This is a genomic window from Neorhizobium sp. 05N33 (genome assembly GCF_056397445.1).
The window spans coordinates 1-16,908 of record NZ_JBFTNK010000005.1 but is presented as its reverse complement, the minus strand read 5'-3'; the positions used below and the strand labels follow the sequence as shown (position 1 = coordinate 16,908).

17 protein-coding genes are annotated in these 16,908 nt (G+C 61.7%); 10 read left to right on the top strand and 7 right to left on the bottom strand.

Translation table 11 applies throughout. The features are described 5' to 3' along the window. Positions 1–52: 52 nt before the first annotated feature. Positions 53–751: a DUF899 domain-containing protein gene (locus AC1DLT_RS14995; protein WP_477487260.1), complete on the bottom strand. Its 699-nt coding sequence runs from the start codon at positions 749–751 to the stop codon at positions 53–55. Positions 752–847: 96 nt separating this feature from the next. On the opposite strand from AC1DLT_RS14995, the gene AC1DLT_RS14990 reads away from it, so the two are divergent. Together AC1DLT_RS14990 and AC1DLT_RS14985 are read left to right on the top strand one after the other, a co-directional pair. Beyond that, on the top strand, positions 848–2,068 hold the full coding sequence (locus tag AC1DLT_RS14990; protein ID WP_477487259.1) for a helix-turn-helix domain-containing protein: 1,221 nt from the start codon (positions 848–850) through the stop codon (positions 2,066–2,068). A 9-nt stretch (positions 2,069–2,077) separates the two neighbouring features. Beyond that, on the top strand, positions 2,078–2,710 hold the full coding sequence (locus tag AC1DLT_RS14985; RefSeq protein ID WP_477487258.1) for a Vgb family protein: 633 nt from the start codon (positions 2,078–2,080) through the stop codon (positions 2,708–2,710). An 85-nt stretch (positions 2,711–2,795) separates the two neighbouring features. Here AC1DLT_RS14985 and AC1DLT_RS14980 read toward each other — a convergent pair whose 3' ends face one another. After that, a complete protein-coding gene (locus tag AC1DLT_RS14980) occupies positions 2,796–2,954 on the bottom strand; it encodes a hypothetical protein (RefSeq protein ID WP_477487257.1) in 159 nt (52 codons plus the stop codon). Beyond that, a complete protein-coding gene (locus tag AC1DLT_RS14975) occupies positions 2,954–4,120 on the bottom strand; it encodes a LuxR C-terminal-related transcriptional regulator (protein WP_477487256.1) in 1,167 nt (388 codons plus the stop codon). Before AC1DLT_RS14975 ends, AC1DLT_RS14980 begins: the two co-directional genes overlap by 1 nt. A 273-nt stretch (positions 4,121–4,393) precedes the next feature. On the opposite strand from AC1DLT_RS14975, the gene AC1DLT_RS14970 reads away from it, so the two are divergent. Both AC1DLT_RS14970 and AC1DLT_RS14965 read left to right on the top strand, forming a co-directional pair. Then, on the top strand, positions 4,394–5,302 hold the full coding sequence (locus AC1DLT_RS14970; protein WP_477487255.1) for an ADYC domain-containing protein: 909 nt from the start codon (positions 4,394–4,396) through the stop codon (positions 5,300–5,302). A 95-nt stretch (positions 5,303–5,397) separates the two neighbouring features. Next, positions 5,398–5,694 (top strand): hypothetical protein, encoded by a 297-nt coding sequence (locus AC1DLT_RS14965; RefSeq protein ID WP_247039130.1) that lies wholly within the window; start codon positions 5,398–5,400, stop codon positions 5,692–5,694. Between the two features lie 147 nt (positions 5,695–5,841). On the opposite strand, the gene AC1DLT_RS14960 is transcribed toward AC1DLT_RS14965, so the two are convergent. After that, entirely contained in the window at positions 5,842–6,900 is a 1,059-nt protein-coding gene (locus AC1DLT_RS14960; RefSeq protein WP_477487254.1) for an alpha/beta fold hydrolase, read from the bottom strand. A gap of 94 nt (positions 6,901–6,994) precedes the next feature. Here AC1DLT_RS14960 and AC1DLT_RS14955 point away from each other — a divergent pair, with 94 nt between their 5' ends. Then, complete coding sequence (locus AC1DLT_RS14955) at positions 6,995–7,891, top strand: LysR substrate-binding domain-containing protein (protein WP_477487253.1); 897 nt, start codon at positions 6,995–6,997, stop codon at positions 7,889–7,891. 295 nt (positions 7,892–8,186) lie between these two features. On the opposite strand, the gene AC1DLT_RS14950 is transcribed toward AC1DLT_RS14955, so the two are convergent. The 3 genes from AC1DLT_RS14950 to AC1DLT_RS14940 are packed head-to-tail and all read right to left on the bottom strand — an operon-like array spanning position 8,187 to position 10,973. Further along, positions 8,187–9,185: a LacI family DNA-binding transcriptional regulator gene (locus tag AC1DLT_RS14950; protein ID WP_244447450.1), complete on the bottom strand. Its 999-nt coding sequence runs from the start codon at positions 9,183–9,185 to the stop codon at positions 8,187–8,189. A 44-nt stretch (positions 9,186–9,229) separates the two neighbouring features. Beyond that, positions 9,230–10,219 carry an ABC transporter permease gene (locus AC1DLT_RS14945; RefSeq protein ID WP_038547039.1) on the bottom strand — a complete coding sequence of 330 codons (990 nt, stop codon included), beginning with the start codon at positions 10,217–10,219 and terminating at the stop codon, positions 9,230–9,232. Between the two features lie 13 nt (positions 10,220–10,232). After that, positions 10,233–10,973, bottom strand: a complete 741-nt coding sequence (locus AC1DLT_RS14940) for an ATP-binding cassette domain-containing protein (RefSeq protein WP_038547041.1) — start codon at positions 10,971–10,973, stop codon at positions 10,233–10,235. Between the two features lie 156 nt (positions 10,974–11,129). On the opposite strand from AC1DLT_RS14940, the gene AC1DLT_RS14935 reads away from it, so the two are divergent. From AC1DLT_RS14935 to AC1DLT_RS14915, 5 genes are all read left to right on the top strand, one after another. After that, positions 11,130–12,110 carry an NAD-dependent epimerase/dehydratase family protein gene (locus AC1DLT_RS14935; RefSeq protein WP_247039134.1) on the top strand — a complete coding sequence of 327 codons (981 nt, stop codon included), beginning with the start codon at positions 11,130–11,132 and terminating at the stop codon, positions 12,108–12,110. A gap of 41 nt (positions 12,111–12,151) precedes the next feature. Beyond that, the gene (locus AC1DLT_RS14930; RefSeq protein ID WP_247039135.1) at positions 12,152–13,144 is read left to right on the top strand and encodes a substrate-binding domain-containing protein; all 993 of its coding nucleotides are present in this window, start codon (positions 12,152–12,154) and stop codon (positions 13,142–13,144) included. Positions 13,145–13,288: 144 nt separating this feature from the next. Next, on the top strand, positions 13,289–14,236 hold the full coding sequence (locus tag AC1DLT_RS14925) for a sugar-binding protein (RefSeq protein ID WP_477487252.1): 948 nt from the start codon (positions 13,289–13,291) through the stop codon (positions 14,234–14,236). An 83-nt stretch (positions 14,237–14,319) separates the two neighbouring features. Then, a complete protein-coding gene (locus tag AC1DLT_RS14920; RefSeq protein WP_477487251.1) occupies positions 14,320–15,825 on the top strand; it encodes a sugar ABC transporter ATP-binding protein in 1,506 nt (501 codons plus the stop codon). Between the two features lie 12 nt (positions 15,826–15,837). Then, complete coding sequence (locus tag AC1DLT_RS14915; RefSeq protein WP_477487250.1) at positions 15,838–16,836, top strand: ABC transporter permease; 999 nt, start codon at positions 15,838–15,840, stop codon at positions 16,834–16,836. The last annotated feature ends 72 nt before the right edge of the window (positions 16,837–16,908 follow it).

The following is a 16,908-nucleotide window of genomic DNA, read 5'->3' as shown; positions in this document are numbered from 1 at the left end:
CCGGATCGACCGAGTCGGCTCCGGTTCCTGTCAAGACCAGCCAAAGGCTGCCTCAATACTGGTCGTGCCGGCGCAGCCACGCCATCGGGAACCGGAATTCGTCCTCGTTGCGGCCCTTGGGCACAAGATCCAGATAATGGTAGGCGCCGTTGAGCATGTCGACGCCGCGCGAATAGCAGGAATAGGTGTGGAATACCTCGCCGCTGTCGTTCCTGCAGAAGACGCTGATGCCCACTTCTTCGGATGCGTTGCTCGGCTGGACCTTGTAATTGTAATAGGCCACGCCCTTGGGGAGATCTTCCGGCCTCACCGACGCCTGATAGTCGAAGTTGAAATCGCTGCCGTTTGAGGAGAACCACGGGAAGGTCCAGCCCATGCGTTTCTTGTAGGCGTCGATCTTGGCAAGCGAGGCCCGCGAGATGGCGACGAAGGTCACGTCGCGATGGTTGAGATGGATCGGGATGCCGTTGAAATTATCGGCCCAGAACGAACAGGACTTGCATGCCTCCTCCCAGTCGGGACCGAACATGAAATGATAGACGATCAATTGCGACCGCCCGTCGAAAAGATCCGCCAGGGAAAGCTCGCCATTCGGCCCCTCGAACCGATAGGGTTTTTCGACCCGTTCCCAGGGCATCGCCATCCGGCGGCGCGTCAGCGCATCCCGTTGGCGGGTGAATTCCTTCTCCGCAGCGAGCAGATCAAGGCGAGCCTTCAACCATTCTTCCGGCGAAACGACTTGATTTTGCATATCAACCTCCTGTTTGTTGGAATGCAGCTTGATGGTCGAGGGATAGACTAGGGCCGGATATCGAATGGTGAGAGTGACAAGTGTGACGGGATTCCGATGGACTCGCTGATCACCGCCGCGGCGCGTGCACTCGCCTCGGGTGATCCCCTTGGTGCCTTGAAGCGGGTGGCGCTGCGCGAGGATGCGCCGGCACTCGCCCTTAGAGGCATCGCCATGGCGCAGCTCGGCGAGCTCGTCCGAGCGAAGGCTCTCCTCAAAAGAGCCACTCGCGCGTTCGGCCCCAAAGAGACGATGGCGCGCGCCAGATGTGTCGTCGCCGAGGCGGAGATCGCGCTCGTCTCCCGCGATCTGACCTGGCCGGTGAAAGCACTCGACGCAGCCCGGGCGGTGCTTGAAGCGCATGGTGACCGGGTGAATGCCGCGCATGCGTTCAATCTGGAGGTCCGGCGCCTGCTGCTGATCGGCCGGCTCGACGAGGCTGAGCGCCTGCTCGCCGCCTTCGAGCCACCGCCGCTTCCGCCGGCGTCGAGGGCTGCCTATGAAATGGTGATCGCCGGCGTCGCAATCCGCCGCCTCCGGACGAAAGCGGCACGCGCCGCGCTGACCCGCGCGGAGCAGGCCGCACGGGAAGCCGACATTCCGGCACTGACGGCGGAGGTCGAAACCGCGTCGCTCGTCCTGAAGACGCCCGCGGTGCGCCTGATCGCACGAGGCGAGGAACGTCCGCTGCTGCTGGAGGAGGTCGAAACCCTCCTCGCCTCCGGCGCGCTGGTAGTCGATGCATGCCGCAACGTCGTGCGGACCGGAGACGCGGTTATCTCGCTCTCGTCGCGGCCGATATTGTTCGCGCTCGCCCGCGCTCTGGGAGAGGCCTGGCCAGGCGATGTGCCGAGAAGCACGCTGCTCTACCGCGCCTTCCGGGCCAGGCACGCGGACGAATCGCATCGCGCCCGCCTGCGGGTCGAAATTGGCCGACTGCGTGTCGAGCTTCAGACGCTGGCGAATGTCACCGCGACCAAGAGGGGTTTTGCGCTGTCACCACATGGAAATGGGCGCATCGTCGTATTGGCGCCGCCCGTGGACGAGCAGCATGCGGCGGTGCTCGCCTTGCTTGCCGACGGCGAAGCGTGGTCGAGCTCGGCGCTGGCGATCGCACTTGGCGCCAGTTCCCGCACCGTGCAGCGGGCGCTGGACCAGCTTTTGGCAGGCGGCAAGGTGCAGTGGTTCGGCCAGGGGCGGGCGCGTCGGTGGATGGCTCCGTCCGTGCCGGGCTTCCCGACAATCTTGTTACTCCCCAGTCCGCTGCCGAATGATTAGGATGGGCCCATGAAAAAATCTCAAGCCGAAATAATCCGAGAATACGGCCCCTTCCCTGGAATAAATGACGTACATGGCGTCACCTTCGATGGCCGGCACGTCTGGTTTGCCTCGGGAGACAAGCTGAACGCCTTCGATCCGGCGAGCGGCGAGACGGTGCGTTCGATCGATGTCGCCGCGCATGCGGGGACTGCCTTCGACGGCAAACACCTGTTTCAGATCGCCGAAGACCGTATCCACAAGATCGATCCGAAAACAGGCACCATCCTCGCGACGATTCCCGCACCTGGAAATGGCGGCGATTCCGGTCTCGCCTGGGCCGAAGGAACGCTCTGGGTCGGCGAATATCGAGGCCGAAAAATCCATCAAATCGATCCCGATACGGGCAGGATCCTCCGCACCATCGAATCCAACCGCGTCATCACCGGCGTGACCTGGGTCGACGGCGAACTCTGGCACGGCGTCTGGGAAGGCGACGAGGGCGAGGTGAGACGCATCGATCCCCAAACGGGAGAGCCATTGGAAATGCTCGAAATGCCACCCGGGCTCGGTGTGTCGGGCCTCGAATCCGATGGCGCCCATCAATTCTTCTGCGGCGGCGGAAGCAGCGGCAACGTCCGCGTCGTACGGCGGCCCAGATAGGGGCTTGCGGCCGCCTCGAAAGAGAGATTTTCACCCCACGCAGCGAGATCGGCGGATGCCCTCTACGAACGTGGGCTATTCATGCCTATGTTGCGACAATGTTTGGAATTTGGGGATCGATCTGTTCCTGCTCCATGATCTTCGCCTCTGGCTGGGCAAGATAGTCCACAAGGTCGGAAATCATCGAGCCCGCTGCCTCTCCACGACGCAGCTTCGAAGCAGCCTCGCACAGGCGCAATCCCATCACGTTGTGCCGGCCGACGCAGCCAACGACATCTCGTGCAAGATTGGCGACGAGATCGTCGACACAAGTGCGACGAGATCGGCCTGACGTGAGGTGGAGGTCTTTGCATAGATCCGGCTGAGATGGGTTTTTAGCGTATTCCCGCTGATGGCAAGCGCGGCGGCACATTGCGCTGAGCTCAATCCTCTGCCGATCTGCAGGACGACGCGCGCCTCCGCGGGCGTCAGATCGTAGAGGGCGATCAGCACGTCTTCAGGCGGCGGCGAAGCGGAGATGGTGGTCGATATGAACACGGCGGCGCACGCAGGCCTGAAGGCCGCTCGTGCAGTGCCTTCGCTGAGCGGCAGGACGTAGGCGACCGCCGGAGACTGTCCCGGGGCAGAAATTGGCAGACCGATACCGCGCGAACCCAGAAAGGCGTCCGCATGCGCCGCGGCCGCTATCGCGTCCAGCAATGCGCGTGAAACCATAGGGGCGTGAGCCTGAAGGACGCCGCTTCGCGAGCGCAGAAGTTTGTTCTCGTCGAGCATTTTTACCGCATGGGCATTGGCATGAAGAATCGCACCATCTACTCCGGCGAGAATGACGGGAACAGCGAGGCTGTCGAGCACGCCGCGATATATGCCGGCGGTGACGCGCGTGTGGTCCAGGAGATCGCCGATCAGCGAAGCGCGGCGCAGGTGGGGTGAAAGCAAAGCCAGAAAGCGCTGTTCTTCATCACTGATCGGCGGCCGATTCGCCCAGGTCGTGGTACTGAATAGTCCGATCCGATCCGCCGTATGGACGAATTTCGTCGTGCACGCCTCTCGCAAACCTTGAGGTTTTGCCCATTCCTGAAAGAACGCGGATTGCTCCAGTTCCCCTTCACTGATGATAGACAATGTCCGCTGGGGCAGATCGATGTCGCCGATGACCGCGGCCCTTAGGCCAGGTATCGCGTCAAGCTCATAGTCCTGTAGCGCTCTCAACTGCTCGGCATCCCAGGGAGACTGCGCCGCAAATCGACCTCGACTGTCCCTGACGCTGGTCAGGGCAATCGTCGTGTAGGCAGCGTCGATGGTACTCGTGATGCGGGTCATGACGCCTGTCCAGCCTTCCGGACTCAAGGCGCAATCATAGATATCGCCGATGATCGACGACAATATTTCGTCACTCAGTCTGCTCATGCCGCCCCCCGCGCAATCGCGTCGTGTTCACCTCTGCCGGCCGGACATTGGCAGGAATACCGGGAAATATGCAATCGGAAGCTTTAGCGCAGCTAACTGGCCGGAAGACACAGCAACATCATACTTGCGGGTGACGACGATGCCGGGAACGTAGTTTAGAGGGCTTGGTCAAGGCGCGACGCGCGCTCTCCAGCTTCGATTTTGAGACCCGTCCATGGATACCCGAATCCACCAGCAGCCGCGCCTTGTCGTCATTGACGACGGAGCAAACCCATGGCGACGACGCGCGAAAGCCGTTGCCACATTCCTCCTGATCGTGTGGTCGAGATGATCGGACCATGTGCATTTACCAAACTGGTTGCCTTGGCCCTCATCTGTTGCGCCGCCGTTGCAAGCTCTTCGTTGCCGGCTGCGGCAACGGTGTCACTGCCGGAGCGGATCGAGAAAACCGACGTGGTGGGAACCGCCTTCCGGCTTACCTTTTCGAGCGGCAGAGTTCTTCAGGGCAAAGAATTGATCGGCGCTACCCTGTCGCTGCTCCTGTCCGGCGACCCCGTTGCCCATCGTGTCCGCATCGATGACATCGTGACCGACAGTCGCGATCCCGAGGGCGAGGTGTTGCTGCACAAGGTCACCATTGTCGACGGCGCGACACCGGCGGAGCTCTGCGAAGCTGATCCCGATGGAAATCGCTGGATGTTTCCGCTCAGGGGGCAGTGGAACGGAGAGGGAAAAATGACTTCGCGATCCGGCTTCACCCTTACATGTTCGGCCGGAGCCCAGGGGAAATGCGTCCGCTTCGGTTATAAGCCCTGGAAAACCCTGTCAGACGGTATGGATCTGGCGGAGTACCACCGCGCCTGCGTCAATATGGTCCGTGCTGACTATTGCGGCGACCACGCCACGACCCGAACCGGCATGAAGATCGACATTTACGACGATCGCGGCATCCAGCGCGAGGCCGAGAGTTCCGGCAGCGATGAGTTGAGCTTTGAAGCGGCATGGAGCTCCACGGGGGCCGTCTGCGTAGCGCATACCCGGGTCCCCGAAAGGATGACGCTCGACGGCCTCAGCCGCTCCTGCCCTCGCCTCGCCGACCGCCTCGGCACGACGCCTTGCACACTACAGAATGCCGAAGCCGGGCTGTTCGGTAAGGCGTTGCTTTTCAACCGCTCCCGCTAGCCGAAAACCGTTTCCTGTCCTTGAAAATTTTGAAGCGCAGGAATTTCGAAACCGCTGGATTGTCCTCGGTTCCCTTCAGTCAAAAGGAAATGATCATGAAAATCCGCCAACTCGCGCTTATCGCGCTTCTCACTGCCGCCGCAATTCCTGCATCCGCGGAAACCGTGAGCAATGCCATCACCGCAAACGCAATAACGGCCAACGCCATCACTTCCAACGCCATCACCTCCAACGCCATCACCTCCAACGCCATCACTTCGAATGCCATCACCTCGAATACCAATTCCTCCAACATGAATGTTGGTTCGGCCGAGGGTGTCGAGACCGGTGCCGGCCGCGTCGATGACGTCGTTGGCGTAGAATTGCCGAACGGCAAGACCATCACGAAATGAACTCGGAACGGGCGAGCGTTGTTCGCCCGTTCTCTCCTGCGAGGCCCAATAAAATTATTGCTCAAGATCGGTTCCAATTACACTTCCTGGTGATCTCACTGTGAGAGTTTCAGACGGTCTGGCGCAGTTCTGCGATCGAAAGCAGCATCACGTCCTCAGGAAGCGCAGGAGCGCCGACATGAAGGCCGCCCGTCCGGCTCTGTCGCGGTCGAGATGCACGAAGTGCGTGGCATTCGGAATGGTGACAAGTTGCGCATTGGGCGCTTCCCTGGCGATGGTTTCGGCATCTGCTGATCTGCTCCAGAAATCCAACTGGGACCGGATCACCAGCACAGGCATCGACAGCGCTGACGCGTCCCATTGCCGGCGATCGAGCGCGAGTTCGAAACTATCGGCCATTGCACCGCTCGGAGCCCGAAAGCTCGGCGGATTGCGCGCCGACGTCGTTGGGTCCGAAGCGAGCGCGGCATCGCCATAGGCCTTTGCCAGCGAGGGGTCTCGCCACTGCGACTTGTCTGCGGCGGGAATGCTCTTGTCCCAGGCGGTAAACAGGCTCTCCCGGGTGTTCAGACGGTAAGCACCGAAAGCAGCCGTATCGAAGGTTCCAGGACTTTCCTTGTCGTCAAGCGGCGAACCGCGTCCCAGTGTCGGATGCTCGTCGGACCCTCCGTAGAGCGTGTTGTAGAGAATGGCACGCTCGACCTTTTTCGGGTTTTCGCTCGCATAGGCGCCGACCCAGTGGCCGCCTGTGGCCCAGCCGACCAACGACACCCGATCATCGCCACTCCATCCGGATATGGCATCCACCGCGGCACCGATATCGGCAACGGCATCGGCCGTGCGGGCAAGCGGTGCGCCGCCTTCCGGCGGCTCATCCATACCCGGCGGCCGGCTCGATACGCCATAGCCCCTGAGGTCGAGAATGTAGATCTTGTGGCCTTCCGCTGCGAGATCGGCAGCGAGCGATCCGCCTTCGACCGGCAGATCGAAGGAGGCGAGCCCGGGAACGCGAGCGCCATGCACAAGCAGTACCGCTGATCTCCCGGGAACGTCCACTCGGCGCTTGACCTCCCGGACGAACAGCCGCTCGCCGCCGGCAAGCTCGACGAAGCGATCGGTGCGCTCTATGTCCGCCGAAGCGGCAGTGCCGATAATCCCGGCAAGGGCAAGGGTGACGATCACGTCAGATGAGAACATGATGTTCATGGCTGAATTCCTTCCGTTTTATTTCACGCCCATATTTGGACGAGACGGATCCGGAATCGATGACGCGCATGAGGCTTTTTGATATTATCGCGATATGGAACTCCGGCACATCAGACATTTCCTCGCCGTCGCGGAAGAGCTGCATATGGGCCGCGCCGCCGGGCGGCTGGGCATGGCGCAACCGCCGCTCAGCCAATCGATTGCCCGGCTGGAGAAGGAACTCGCCGTCAAGCTCTTCCTACGCATCAACCGAAGGCTAATTCTTTCCGACGCCGGCCGGGTTTTTCTCGACGATGCGCGCGCGGCACTACGGCATGCGGACGCCGCCATGGCGCTGGCGCGCGAGGCAGCGGATGGCGAGGCGGGTGAACTCCGCCTCGGTTTCGTCTCGGCCGCGCTCTACCGGCATCTGCCGCGGCTGCTGCGCCGGTTGAGGGATGAACTCCCGGGGGTGCGGCCGTATCTGTTCGAGCTCAGCAGCAATGAGCAGCTCGCGGCGATCTCGGAAGGCGATCTGGATATCGGCTTTACCCATCCGCCGTTCGGCACAGGCGAACGTCTCGATATCCTGACGTTTCCGGATGAGGAGCTTATCGCCGTGCTGCCGAAGGACGGCGGCCCGGATAGGGTGACCCTTGGTGAGCTCGCGGCGCGCGGGCTTGTGCTTTTTCCAAAGGAACAGGGGCCGGCGACACATGCGCGGATCCTGGATGCTTTTGCCGCGGCTGGCCAGGAGCCGCAGATCGTCCAGGAGGCAACGCGGGCCCTCACCATGCTGTCGCTGGTCTCGGCTGGCCTCGGGGCCGCACTTCTGCCGCGATCGACACTGGTGCTTTCGTTCGAAGGCGTACGTTATGCGTCGATAACTGATGGCAGGTTGCCGGCCTTCTCTCTCTCGGCGATCGCCCGGCGCCGGCCGCGCCGCGCCGTCATCGACAAGGTCTGGAAGGTGTTGGCTGTTGTTGCTGCCGAAGCAACGCCGGGCAGCTGATAAAGCGTTCAGATTGTCCCCCGCGGGAATAGCGGCAGACGGCGGGCGCGGTGACCGGTCGCCTGCGCGTTGTCTGTCTCAATCCTGCCTGACCTTGGACCTCTCCACCACAAAATCAAGGAAGGCCCGTAGAGAAGCTGGCACATGGCGGTAGCTGGCGTAAACGGCATGAAGCTCTCCGCGGTCAATGCCGAAGTCCAGCAGTAGTCGCCTGAGTTCGCCTGACCGTAAGTGGACGGCCGTATCGCTGGTCGACACCATGACACTGCCGAATAGGACTGTATCCCGCGGTCGATTAGACAGATTCACGCTCGACGAGGGCGCATTCGACCTTCAGCTGGTCATGGCTGCTTTTCAGGCCGCCGGCGATGTCGTGGATCATTTCCACGGCCATGGCGCCCATCTCGAACAGCGGCAGGTGTAGGGTCGTCAGCGGCGGACGGATGAACTGGGCGATGTCGCGATTGTCGAACCCGATCACGGAGACGTCCTTCGGGACGGACTTCCCCCGCTCCTTGAGCGCCTCGACGCACCCCAGCGCCATCAGATCGTTGGCACAGAAGATTGCGTCGGGGGGATTGGGCAGGTCCATCAGCAGATGGGTTTCGCTATAGCCTGATGACGGCTCCCAATTTCCGTAGCGCACCAGTTGCGGGTCGAAGGTGAAATCGTTGCTGGCCAGCGCCTGCTTGTAGCCGCGCAACCGGTCACGCGGATTGTCGAGACCCTCCTGGCCGTTGATCAAGGCGACCCGGCTGCGGCCGGCGCGGATCAGCCGCTCCGTGGCGGCGCGGCCACCGGCGACGTCTCCCGGCACGATGGAGGGCAGTCGCCTGTCCTGGTCGTAGCAATTGACGAGCACCGAGGGCACAGTGAACAGGGCCGCCGGCGGGTCGATCTTGCGGGTCAGGATGGTGCCGAAGATATAGCCCAGCAAGGGCTGCTGCCGACACAGCGAAAACACGTCCTCGTCGGGGTCCTCGCCCGCGCGAAAAATTCCGAGCGTGACGATAATGCCGAATTCGAGCGCCTTTTCCCGCGCGCCCTCGAAAGCGAGCGCCATCCAGGGATCGGTTGTCAGCTCGTCCGTGATGAAGCAGATGACCCTGCTGTCGGACAGGTCGCCAGACGGCGACCTGTTGGGGAGCCTGTAGCCGAGCTCCTGAACCGCATCCATCACCTTCTTGCGCGTGGCTTCGCTGAAGCGTGCGCCGGCACTGCCGTTGAGGATCAGGGAAACGGTTGCCTGTGACACACTTGCTCGCGCCGCGACATCCATCATGGTTGGTTTCAAGGCGTTCTCCATGTCGCTTGCCACAACACCGCAAGGTTTTCCACCTATCGCCGCATATTCCGGAATCGGTCGAATGCCACAGCAACGATTATGAACGTACCTATGAACATTCCTTGCCAGAAAGTCGAGATGCCCAACAGGATCAGGGAGTTGCGAATTACCTCTATCAACAATGCGCCGACCACCGCGCCAAGCGCATTGCCCTCCCCGCCCGCCAGGTTGGCGCCGCCGATTACGGCGGCGGCAATCACGGTCAGTTCCATTCCCTGTCCGAGATTGGTCGTGACGCTTCCCAGCCAGCCGGCCATCAGGATGCCGGCCAGCCCGGCGGTCATGGCCGAGAACATGTAGATGCTGACTTTCAGACGCCGCACCGGAATGCCGGCCAGCACAGCTGCGTTCTCGTTGCCGCCGATGGCGAAAAGATGCTGGCCCCACCTCGTCCAGCGAAACACCAGCGACATGACCACGGCCAGCACGCACAGCACATATAGTGGATGGGGAAGCCCGAGTGTCGAGCCGCCGCCGATCCACAGCAGCAGGTCGTGATCGGGACCGAACTCCCAGATCATCTTGTTGTCCGAAAGCACCATCGCCAGGGACCGGGCGGCCGACAGGCTCCCGAGCGTCACGACAAAGGCCGGCATACCGGCATAGGCGATCAGGATGCCGTTGAACAGGCCGATCAGCAGGGCGGCACCCAGCGCAAGACCGGCAGACAGCCAGAAGCCCATGCCGCTGGCCATGGCCACGCTTATCACCATGGCGCTCAGCACCACGCTCGAGCCGACGGACAGGTCGATGCCGCCCGATGCGATCACGGCCGTCATGCCGATGGCAATGACCGCCACGAAGGCGAAATTTCGGGCGACATTAAAGAGATTGCGGTCGCTGGTGAACGCATCGGTCATCAGCGACAGGGCCAGGCATGCCAGCACGGCCGCTATGAAGACCCAGAAGACCTGCAGGTTCTTCAGTCGGGCAAACCAGCTGTCGTGCCGGGAATTGTTGATGATGTCGTCGAGTGTCGTCATGGCAATTTTTCTCCTAGGCGGCATCGATGGCGCCGGTGATCAGTCCGGTCACTTCCTCGGGCGACGAGGCGCCCACCGGTTTTCGGCAGACCAAGCGCCCGCGGCGCAGGACGGCGATGTTGTCGGACACGCTGAAGATGTCCGGCATCCGATGGCTGATCAGGATCACGCTGATGCCGCGGTCGCGCAGGCGGCGGATCAGGTCGAGCACTTCGGCCACCTGGCGTACCGAGATGGCCGCCGTCGGTTCGTCCATCATCACGATCTTCGGTTCCGACAGCAGCGTGCGGGCGATCGCGACCGCCTGGCGCTGCCCCCCGGACATGCGCCGCACGAGCTGCCGCGGGCGGGTTTCGGACTTGAGCTGCTTGAACAGGTTGGCAGAGACCGTGTTCATCCGCTTGAAATCGATGTATCGGATCGGCCCGAACCGGCGCAGCGGCTCCCTGCCCAAGAAAACGTTCGAGGCGGCCGAGAGATTGTCGGCAAGCGCGAGGTCCTGGTAAACCATCTCCACCCCCTCGCGCTGCGCATCGATCGGCTTGTGAAAGACGACAGATTTTCCATCGATGCTGAGTTCGCCGGTAGACGGGCGGAAATTGCCGGCGATGATCTTGACCAGCGTGGACTTGCCCGCGCCGTTGTCACCCATCAGTCCCAGCACTTCTCCCGGTTCGATGGACAGCGACACGTCGCTGAGTGCCTGGATGGCCCCGAAGTTTTTCGAAATTCCCGAAAAGACAAGTCGCGACACGTGGTTCTCCTCCCCCGCGATGGTTTCCTGGCGCTCCGGCAGGCGGCTCTTTGCCCCGCCCGCGTTCCCGTTTTGCGCATTCAATAACTAATTACTTGACTTAATATTATTAGTAAACAAAATCCACCACACAGGAATGTTGCAGGGGAGTGCGACATGAAACTGCTGGTTACAGGCGCCACAGGGAAGGTAGGACAGGCTTTCCTGCCGGCGTTCCTGTCTGATCTCCGTTTCGCGGATTGGGAGGTGGCGGCGCTTTGCAACAACAGGACCGTCGAGCCTGCAGACCGCCTGTCCGTCGTCGCCGGTTCCATGTCGGATCCCGCCGTGGTCGCCGGAGCCCTGCAGGGGGTAAGCCATGTGATCCACATGGCCGCCGTCAAGGAGACGCCGGAACAGATCTTCGATGTCGCGCTGAAGGGCCTTTTCCTGCTGCTCGACGCGTTCCGCAAATCCGATACCGCCCGGCAGTTCATCCTTCTCAGCGGCGATTGCACCGTGGGCCATATCTTCCAGCGCTACGACGAGCCGATCACGGAAACCTCGGCGCGCCGTGCCTACAAGGGCTGCTATGCCCTGACCAAGACCCTGGAGGAGGTGATGCTGGAGCAGTTCGGCATTCAGTATGGGGTGAATTGGACGACCCTGCGGGCGCCCTGGATCATGGAAAAGGATGACTTCCGCTTCGCGCTTGCCCTCGGCGACGACCAGTTCGGTGGCCCAAGCTGGTCGGAACTGATCGACGCAGATGCGCTCGAACAGTGCCGCAAGGGCGGCTATGCGCCCGTCATGCGCGACGCCGGGGGCGGCTACCTCAGGCGCAATTTCGTCCATGTCGACGATCTGGTCGGCGCGATCCTGGCTGCTATCGACAACCCGCACGCCACCGGCCAACTCTTCAACATTTCAATGGACCAGCCAGTGGATTACGGCGATCTCGGCGCCCGTTTGGCGGCGCGGCATGGATTACGGCCGATCGAGATCGACACCCCGTTTCACAGCAATTGGCTCGATAATTCCAAAGCAAGAATGCTGCTTGGCTGGGCACCGCAGGTCGATCTGGAGCAGATGATCGATCGCGCATGGCGCTACGAGCGCGCGGACAACGACCCGCGCATTGTCTGGTATCCCGGCTGAGGCATGAGGCCTCGACCGGTGTAAGAGGAGGAGGAGAGAAAATGAAAATCAATATATTGGCAATGGCGGCCATGGCAGTTGCGGCGCTTGCCGCGGCGCCGGCCGCAGCGCAAGGCAAAAAGACCTTGGCGATCGTCGTCAAGGGTCTCGACAATCCGTTCTTCGAGCAGATCAATCTCGGCTGCAAGAAGTGGAAGTCGGAGAATGCGAGTAGCGAATATGAATGCCTCTATACCGGCCCGGCCTCATCGGCGGACGAGGCCGGCGAGGTCCAGATCGTCGACGACCTGCTGACGAAAGGCGTTGCGGCCATCGCCATTTCGCCCTCGAACGCGCCGGCCATGGCGACCCGCATCAAGGCCATCGCCCCGTCCATTCCGGTTATGACTGTCGATGCGGACTTTCTCGAGAAGGACCATGCTCTGCGCAAGACCTATCTGGGCACCGACAACTACCTGATGGGCGTGAAGATGGCCGAGCAGGCCATGAAGCTGAAGCCGAAGGGCGGGTCGGTCTGCCTGCAACTCGGCAACGTGGCCGCCGCCAATATCAATGCCCGCGCCCAGGGCTTCCGCGACACCATCGGCGGCGCCAAGAACATCGATCGCCTGACCGGACAGGGCGGTTGGAAGGAAATCGGGGGGTGCCCGGTTTACACCAATGACCAGGCAGACCTTGCTAACCAGCAGATGTCGGATGTGTTCACTGCAAATCCCACACTGGACGCCTTCATCCTTGTCGGCGGCTGGGCGCAGTTTGCCCCGCAGGCCTATGCGCAGGTCACGGACCAGGTGATGCCCAAGCTCAAGAGCAAGGAGTTGATCATCATCGCCGGCGATACGCTGCCTCCGCAGACCAAGGCCTTCCGCGAAGGTCGCAGCCATTCGCAGGTCGGCCAGCGCCCCTTCGAGATGGGCTACAAGGCGCCTGACGTCATGATCAAGCTGATCAAGGGCGAGAAAGTGGCCGATCCGCTGTTTACCGGCCTTGACGTCTGCAACCTCGACGATCCGGGTTTCTGCGCCAAGAACTAGTGCGTATCCCTGCCAGGGAGGTGCCGGTTCGTCTCCCGGCCCCTTTGGCAGGATGCGAATTATTAGTAATAATATTACTTAGCCACCAGATGTGAAACCGTGTTTAGCGCGACCTTTGAGGAATGGGTCGCGGGGAGGAACAACATGAAACGTCTCAATTCACTGATGCTTGCCGCAGGCCTGGTGCTTGCCGCCAGCCCATCACTTGCCGAGGACAAGCCGGCGCTCGCCTTTGTCGTCAACGCCGCGTCCGATTTCTGGAAACTGGCAGAGGCTGGCGTAAAGGCGGCCCAGGCCGAATTGCCGGGTTACGACCTGCAGTTCCGTTACCCGGCCCAGGGGACCGCCGCCCTGCAGAATGCCCTGATGGACGACCTGGTCGCCGCCGGGGCAGATGCGATCATGATCTCGTCGGCCGATCCGAAAAACTCGATCGGCGCCTTTAACAGGATCGCGGCCCAGGTGCCGCTGTTCACCACCGATAGCGATGCGCCCGCCAGCAAGCGCATCGCCTATCTCGGTTCGTCCAATACGGATGCCGGGGTCCAGGCCGGCGAGATCGCGCGGGCGGCCATGCCCAAGGGCGGAAAATGCATGGGCTTCGTCGGCTTCCTGGGGGCCGACAATGCCGTCGAACGGATCGCAGGCTTCCGCAAGGCGGTTAAAGGATCCGGCATAGAACTGGTCGATGTGCGTGGCGACGATGTCGATTTCGCCCGAGCCCGGTCGAATGTCGATGACGTGCTGGCCGCCAGCCCTGACATCACCTGCATGGTCGGCTTCTACTCCTATAATCCGCCCAAGATCTACGAAGCGCTGCAGGCGGCCGGCAAGCTGGGAAAAATCCAGGTCATCGCCTTCGACGAAGATCCCGTCACGCTCGGCGCGGTGAGGGAAGGCAAATTCGCCGGAACGGTGGTCCAGGACCCCTATCAATGGGGATACCAGGGCATGAAGCTGATGGCCGCCTACCTGAAGGGCGACAAGTCGCAGGTGYCGGCAAACGGCCTGATCATCGTGCCGACCAAGAAGATCGACAAGGGCAATGTCGATGCCTTCGCCGCCGAATTGAAGGCGCGCGTGGGGAAATAGAAGCCGTCTCCAAAAAGGTCCCTGCTGCACGAACTCCCGTGGTTCGTGCAGCACCTATCCGTTTCTGCCATCCGGGAGTTTCGATGACGGCCTATCGGCAAAAAAATATATCGCTCGACCTTCTGGGGATTACCAAGGTCTATCCGGGAGCAATCGCCCTCAACAATGCCTCGCTGAGCATTCGCGGCGGCGAGGTGGTCGGCCTGGTTGGAGAAAACGGCGCGGGAAAATCCACGCTGATGAAAGTGCTAAGCGGCGCAATCGCACCGGACGAGGGCCGCATCGTCATCGATGGCGAGGAAGTGACATCGCTGACATCGGCGCGCGTGCATGAGCGCGGCATCGCCCTTGTCCACCAGGAACTCAATCCGTTTTCCAATCTCGATGTGACGGCAAACGTGCTTCTGGGGCGCGAGATCAGGCGCGGGATGTTCGGCTTTCTCGACCAGGCCGCCATGGAGCGCAAGGTCGCGCCGATCCTCGCCAGGCTGGATACTCGTTTCGGTCCGAATGACGCTGTCTCCGGCCTGTCGCTGGCTGATCAGCAATTGCTTGAAATCGCCCGTGCTCTTTCGATCGATCCACGCCTGCTCATTCTCGACGAACCCACGTCCAGCCTGACCCTGTCCGAGACCAAGCGTCTTCTTGACGTAATCAGGCAGTTGCGTGTCGACGGCGTGGCGGTGCTGTTCATCACCCACCGCCTGGCTGAAATCGAGGAGGTGGCGAGCCGCGTCGTGGTGCTGCGTGACGGCCGCAATGCCGGAACCCTCGGTTGCGGCGAAATCACCAAGGACGCCATGATCCGGTTGATGATCGGCCGCGATGTCGGCCAGTTCTACGAAAAGGCAGAGCATGACCCCGGCAGGCCGGTGCTGGAATTGAAGGGGCTGCGCACAAAGGCCTATCCGCAGCATCCGCTCGACCTTTGCCTGCGCGCGGGCGAGATCCTGTGCCTGACGGGCCTCGTCGGCGCGGGGCGTACGGAGCTTGCCCGCGCGCTTTTTGGCATAGACCGCATCGAAGGGGGCGTGCTGGAGATCGAGGGCCAGCGACTCGTCGGCCATTCCGTTCCAGCCGCCATCGCCGCCGGCCTCTGCCTGGTGCCGGAGGATCGCAAGACGGAAGGCCTTTTTCTCGATTTCTCGATCACCGAGAACATCGCCATGCCGAGCCATGCCGCGCTGTCGCGAGTAGGATTTGTCGATACAGGCGCCGAGACCGCCCTGGCTGAGGCATCGCGGCACAAACTGAACATCAAGACGGCAGGCCTCGGTCGCGCGGCGGCAGAAATGTCCGGTGGCAATCAGCAGAAGGTGGTCTTGGCCAAATGGCTGGCAATGAAGCCCAGGATCATCATTCTGGACGAGCCCACACGCGGCATCGATGTCGGCGCCAAGGCGGAAGTCTACCGCCTGATGCAGGCGCTGGCCGCCGATGGCGTTGCGCTGCTGATGATCTCGTCGGACATGGAAGAGGTGATCGGGATATCCGATCGGGTCGCCGTCATGTGCCGCGGTCGCATCGCCGGGACGCTCGCGCGCGATCAACTGACCGAGGAGACCATTCTCCAACTGGCCGTGGAATAGGGACTCCGCAGCATGCAGAAAAAAGATATCGGATTAGCCACGCTTGTGATGACCGTCGGTGCAATCGTCGCCGTGATGAATCCACGGTTCCTGTCGCCGATCAACCTGGCCAACACGGCAAACCTGATCGGCCTGTTCGGGCTGTTCTCCATTGCCGAGGCCTTCGTCATCGTCACCGCGGGCATCGAACTGTCCATCGGCTCGGTGATCGCGTTGATAGGCGTCATTTTTGTCGATCTAATCGCCAGCTTCGGCGTTCCCTGGCCAGTCGCACTTGCAATCGTGATGGCGCTGTCAGCCACCATCGGCCTTCTGCACGGCTGGCTGATAACCCGCCTCAAGCTTCAGCCTTTCGTCGTCACGCTCTGCGGGCTTCTGATCTATCGCGGCATTGCGCGCTTCTACACCAGGGATGGCACGGCCGGCTTCACCTTCGGGTCCGACTTTCCGATGCTGGAATATCTGATCGCAGGCCGCACAGCCGGCGTGCCCCATTCCGTCGTCGCGTTCCTGCTGGTCGCTGTTGCAGCGTGGTTTCTCCTGCACCGGACCGTGCTCGGCCGACATCTTTTTGCCGTCGGCAAGAATCCCGAGGCGGCGAGTTTTTCAGGTATCGACACCACCAGGGTCATCATCCAAGCCTATGTGCTTTGCGCGTTCCTGACAGGCATTTCGGCGGTGTTTTTCGCCATGTATACCCGCTCCGTCCAGCCTTCCTCCCATGGCAATTTCTACGAGCTGTACGGCATAGCCGCCGCGGTCCTGGGTGGCTTTTCTTTGCGGGGCGGCGAGGGGTCGATCATCGGCGTGGTGCTGGGCGTGATCCTGCTTCAGGTCCTGCAAAACCTCGTCAATCTCCTGGGCATCCCCTCTTCACTGAATTTCGCCGTCATGGGCAGCGTCATCCTTGCCGGCGTGATCGCCGACACGCAGTTTTCCCGCTACCGCGACGCCCGCAGGCAGGCCATTGCCATGGCCGCCTTGGAAGACGGTGGCAAGTCTCAAGCGTGAGCCGAGAGCCTCCGACGGGGGAAACGATTGCGGGTGACCTGAGACGCAAGTTTCCTCCGGGAATTCGGAAAG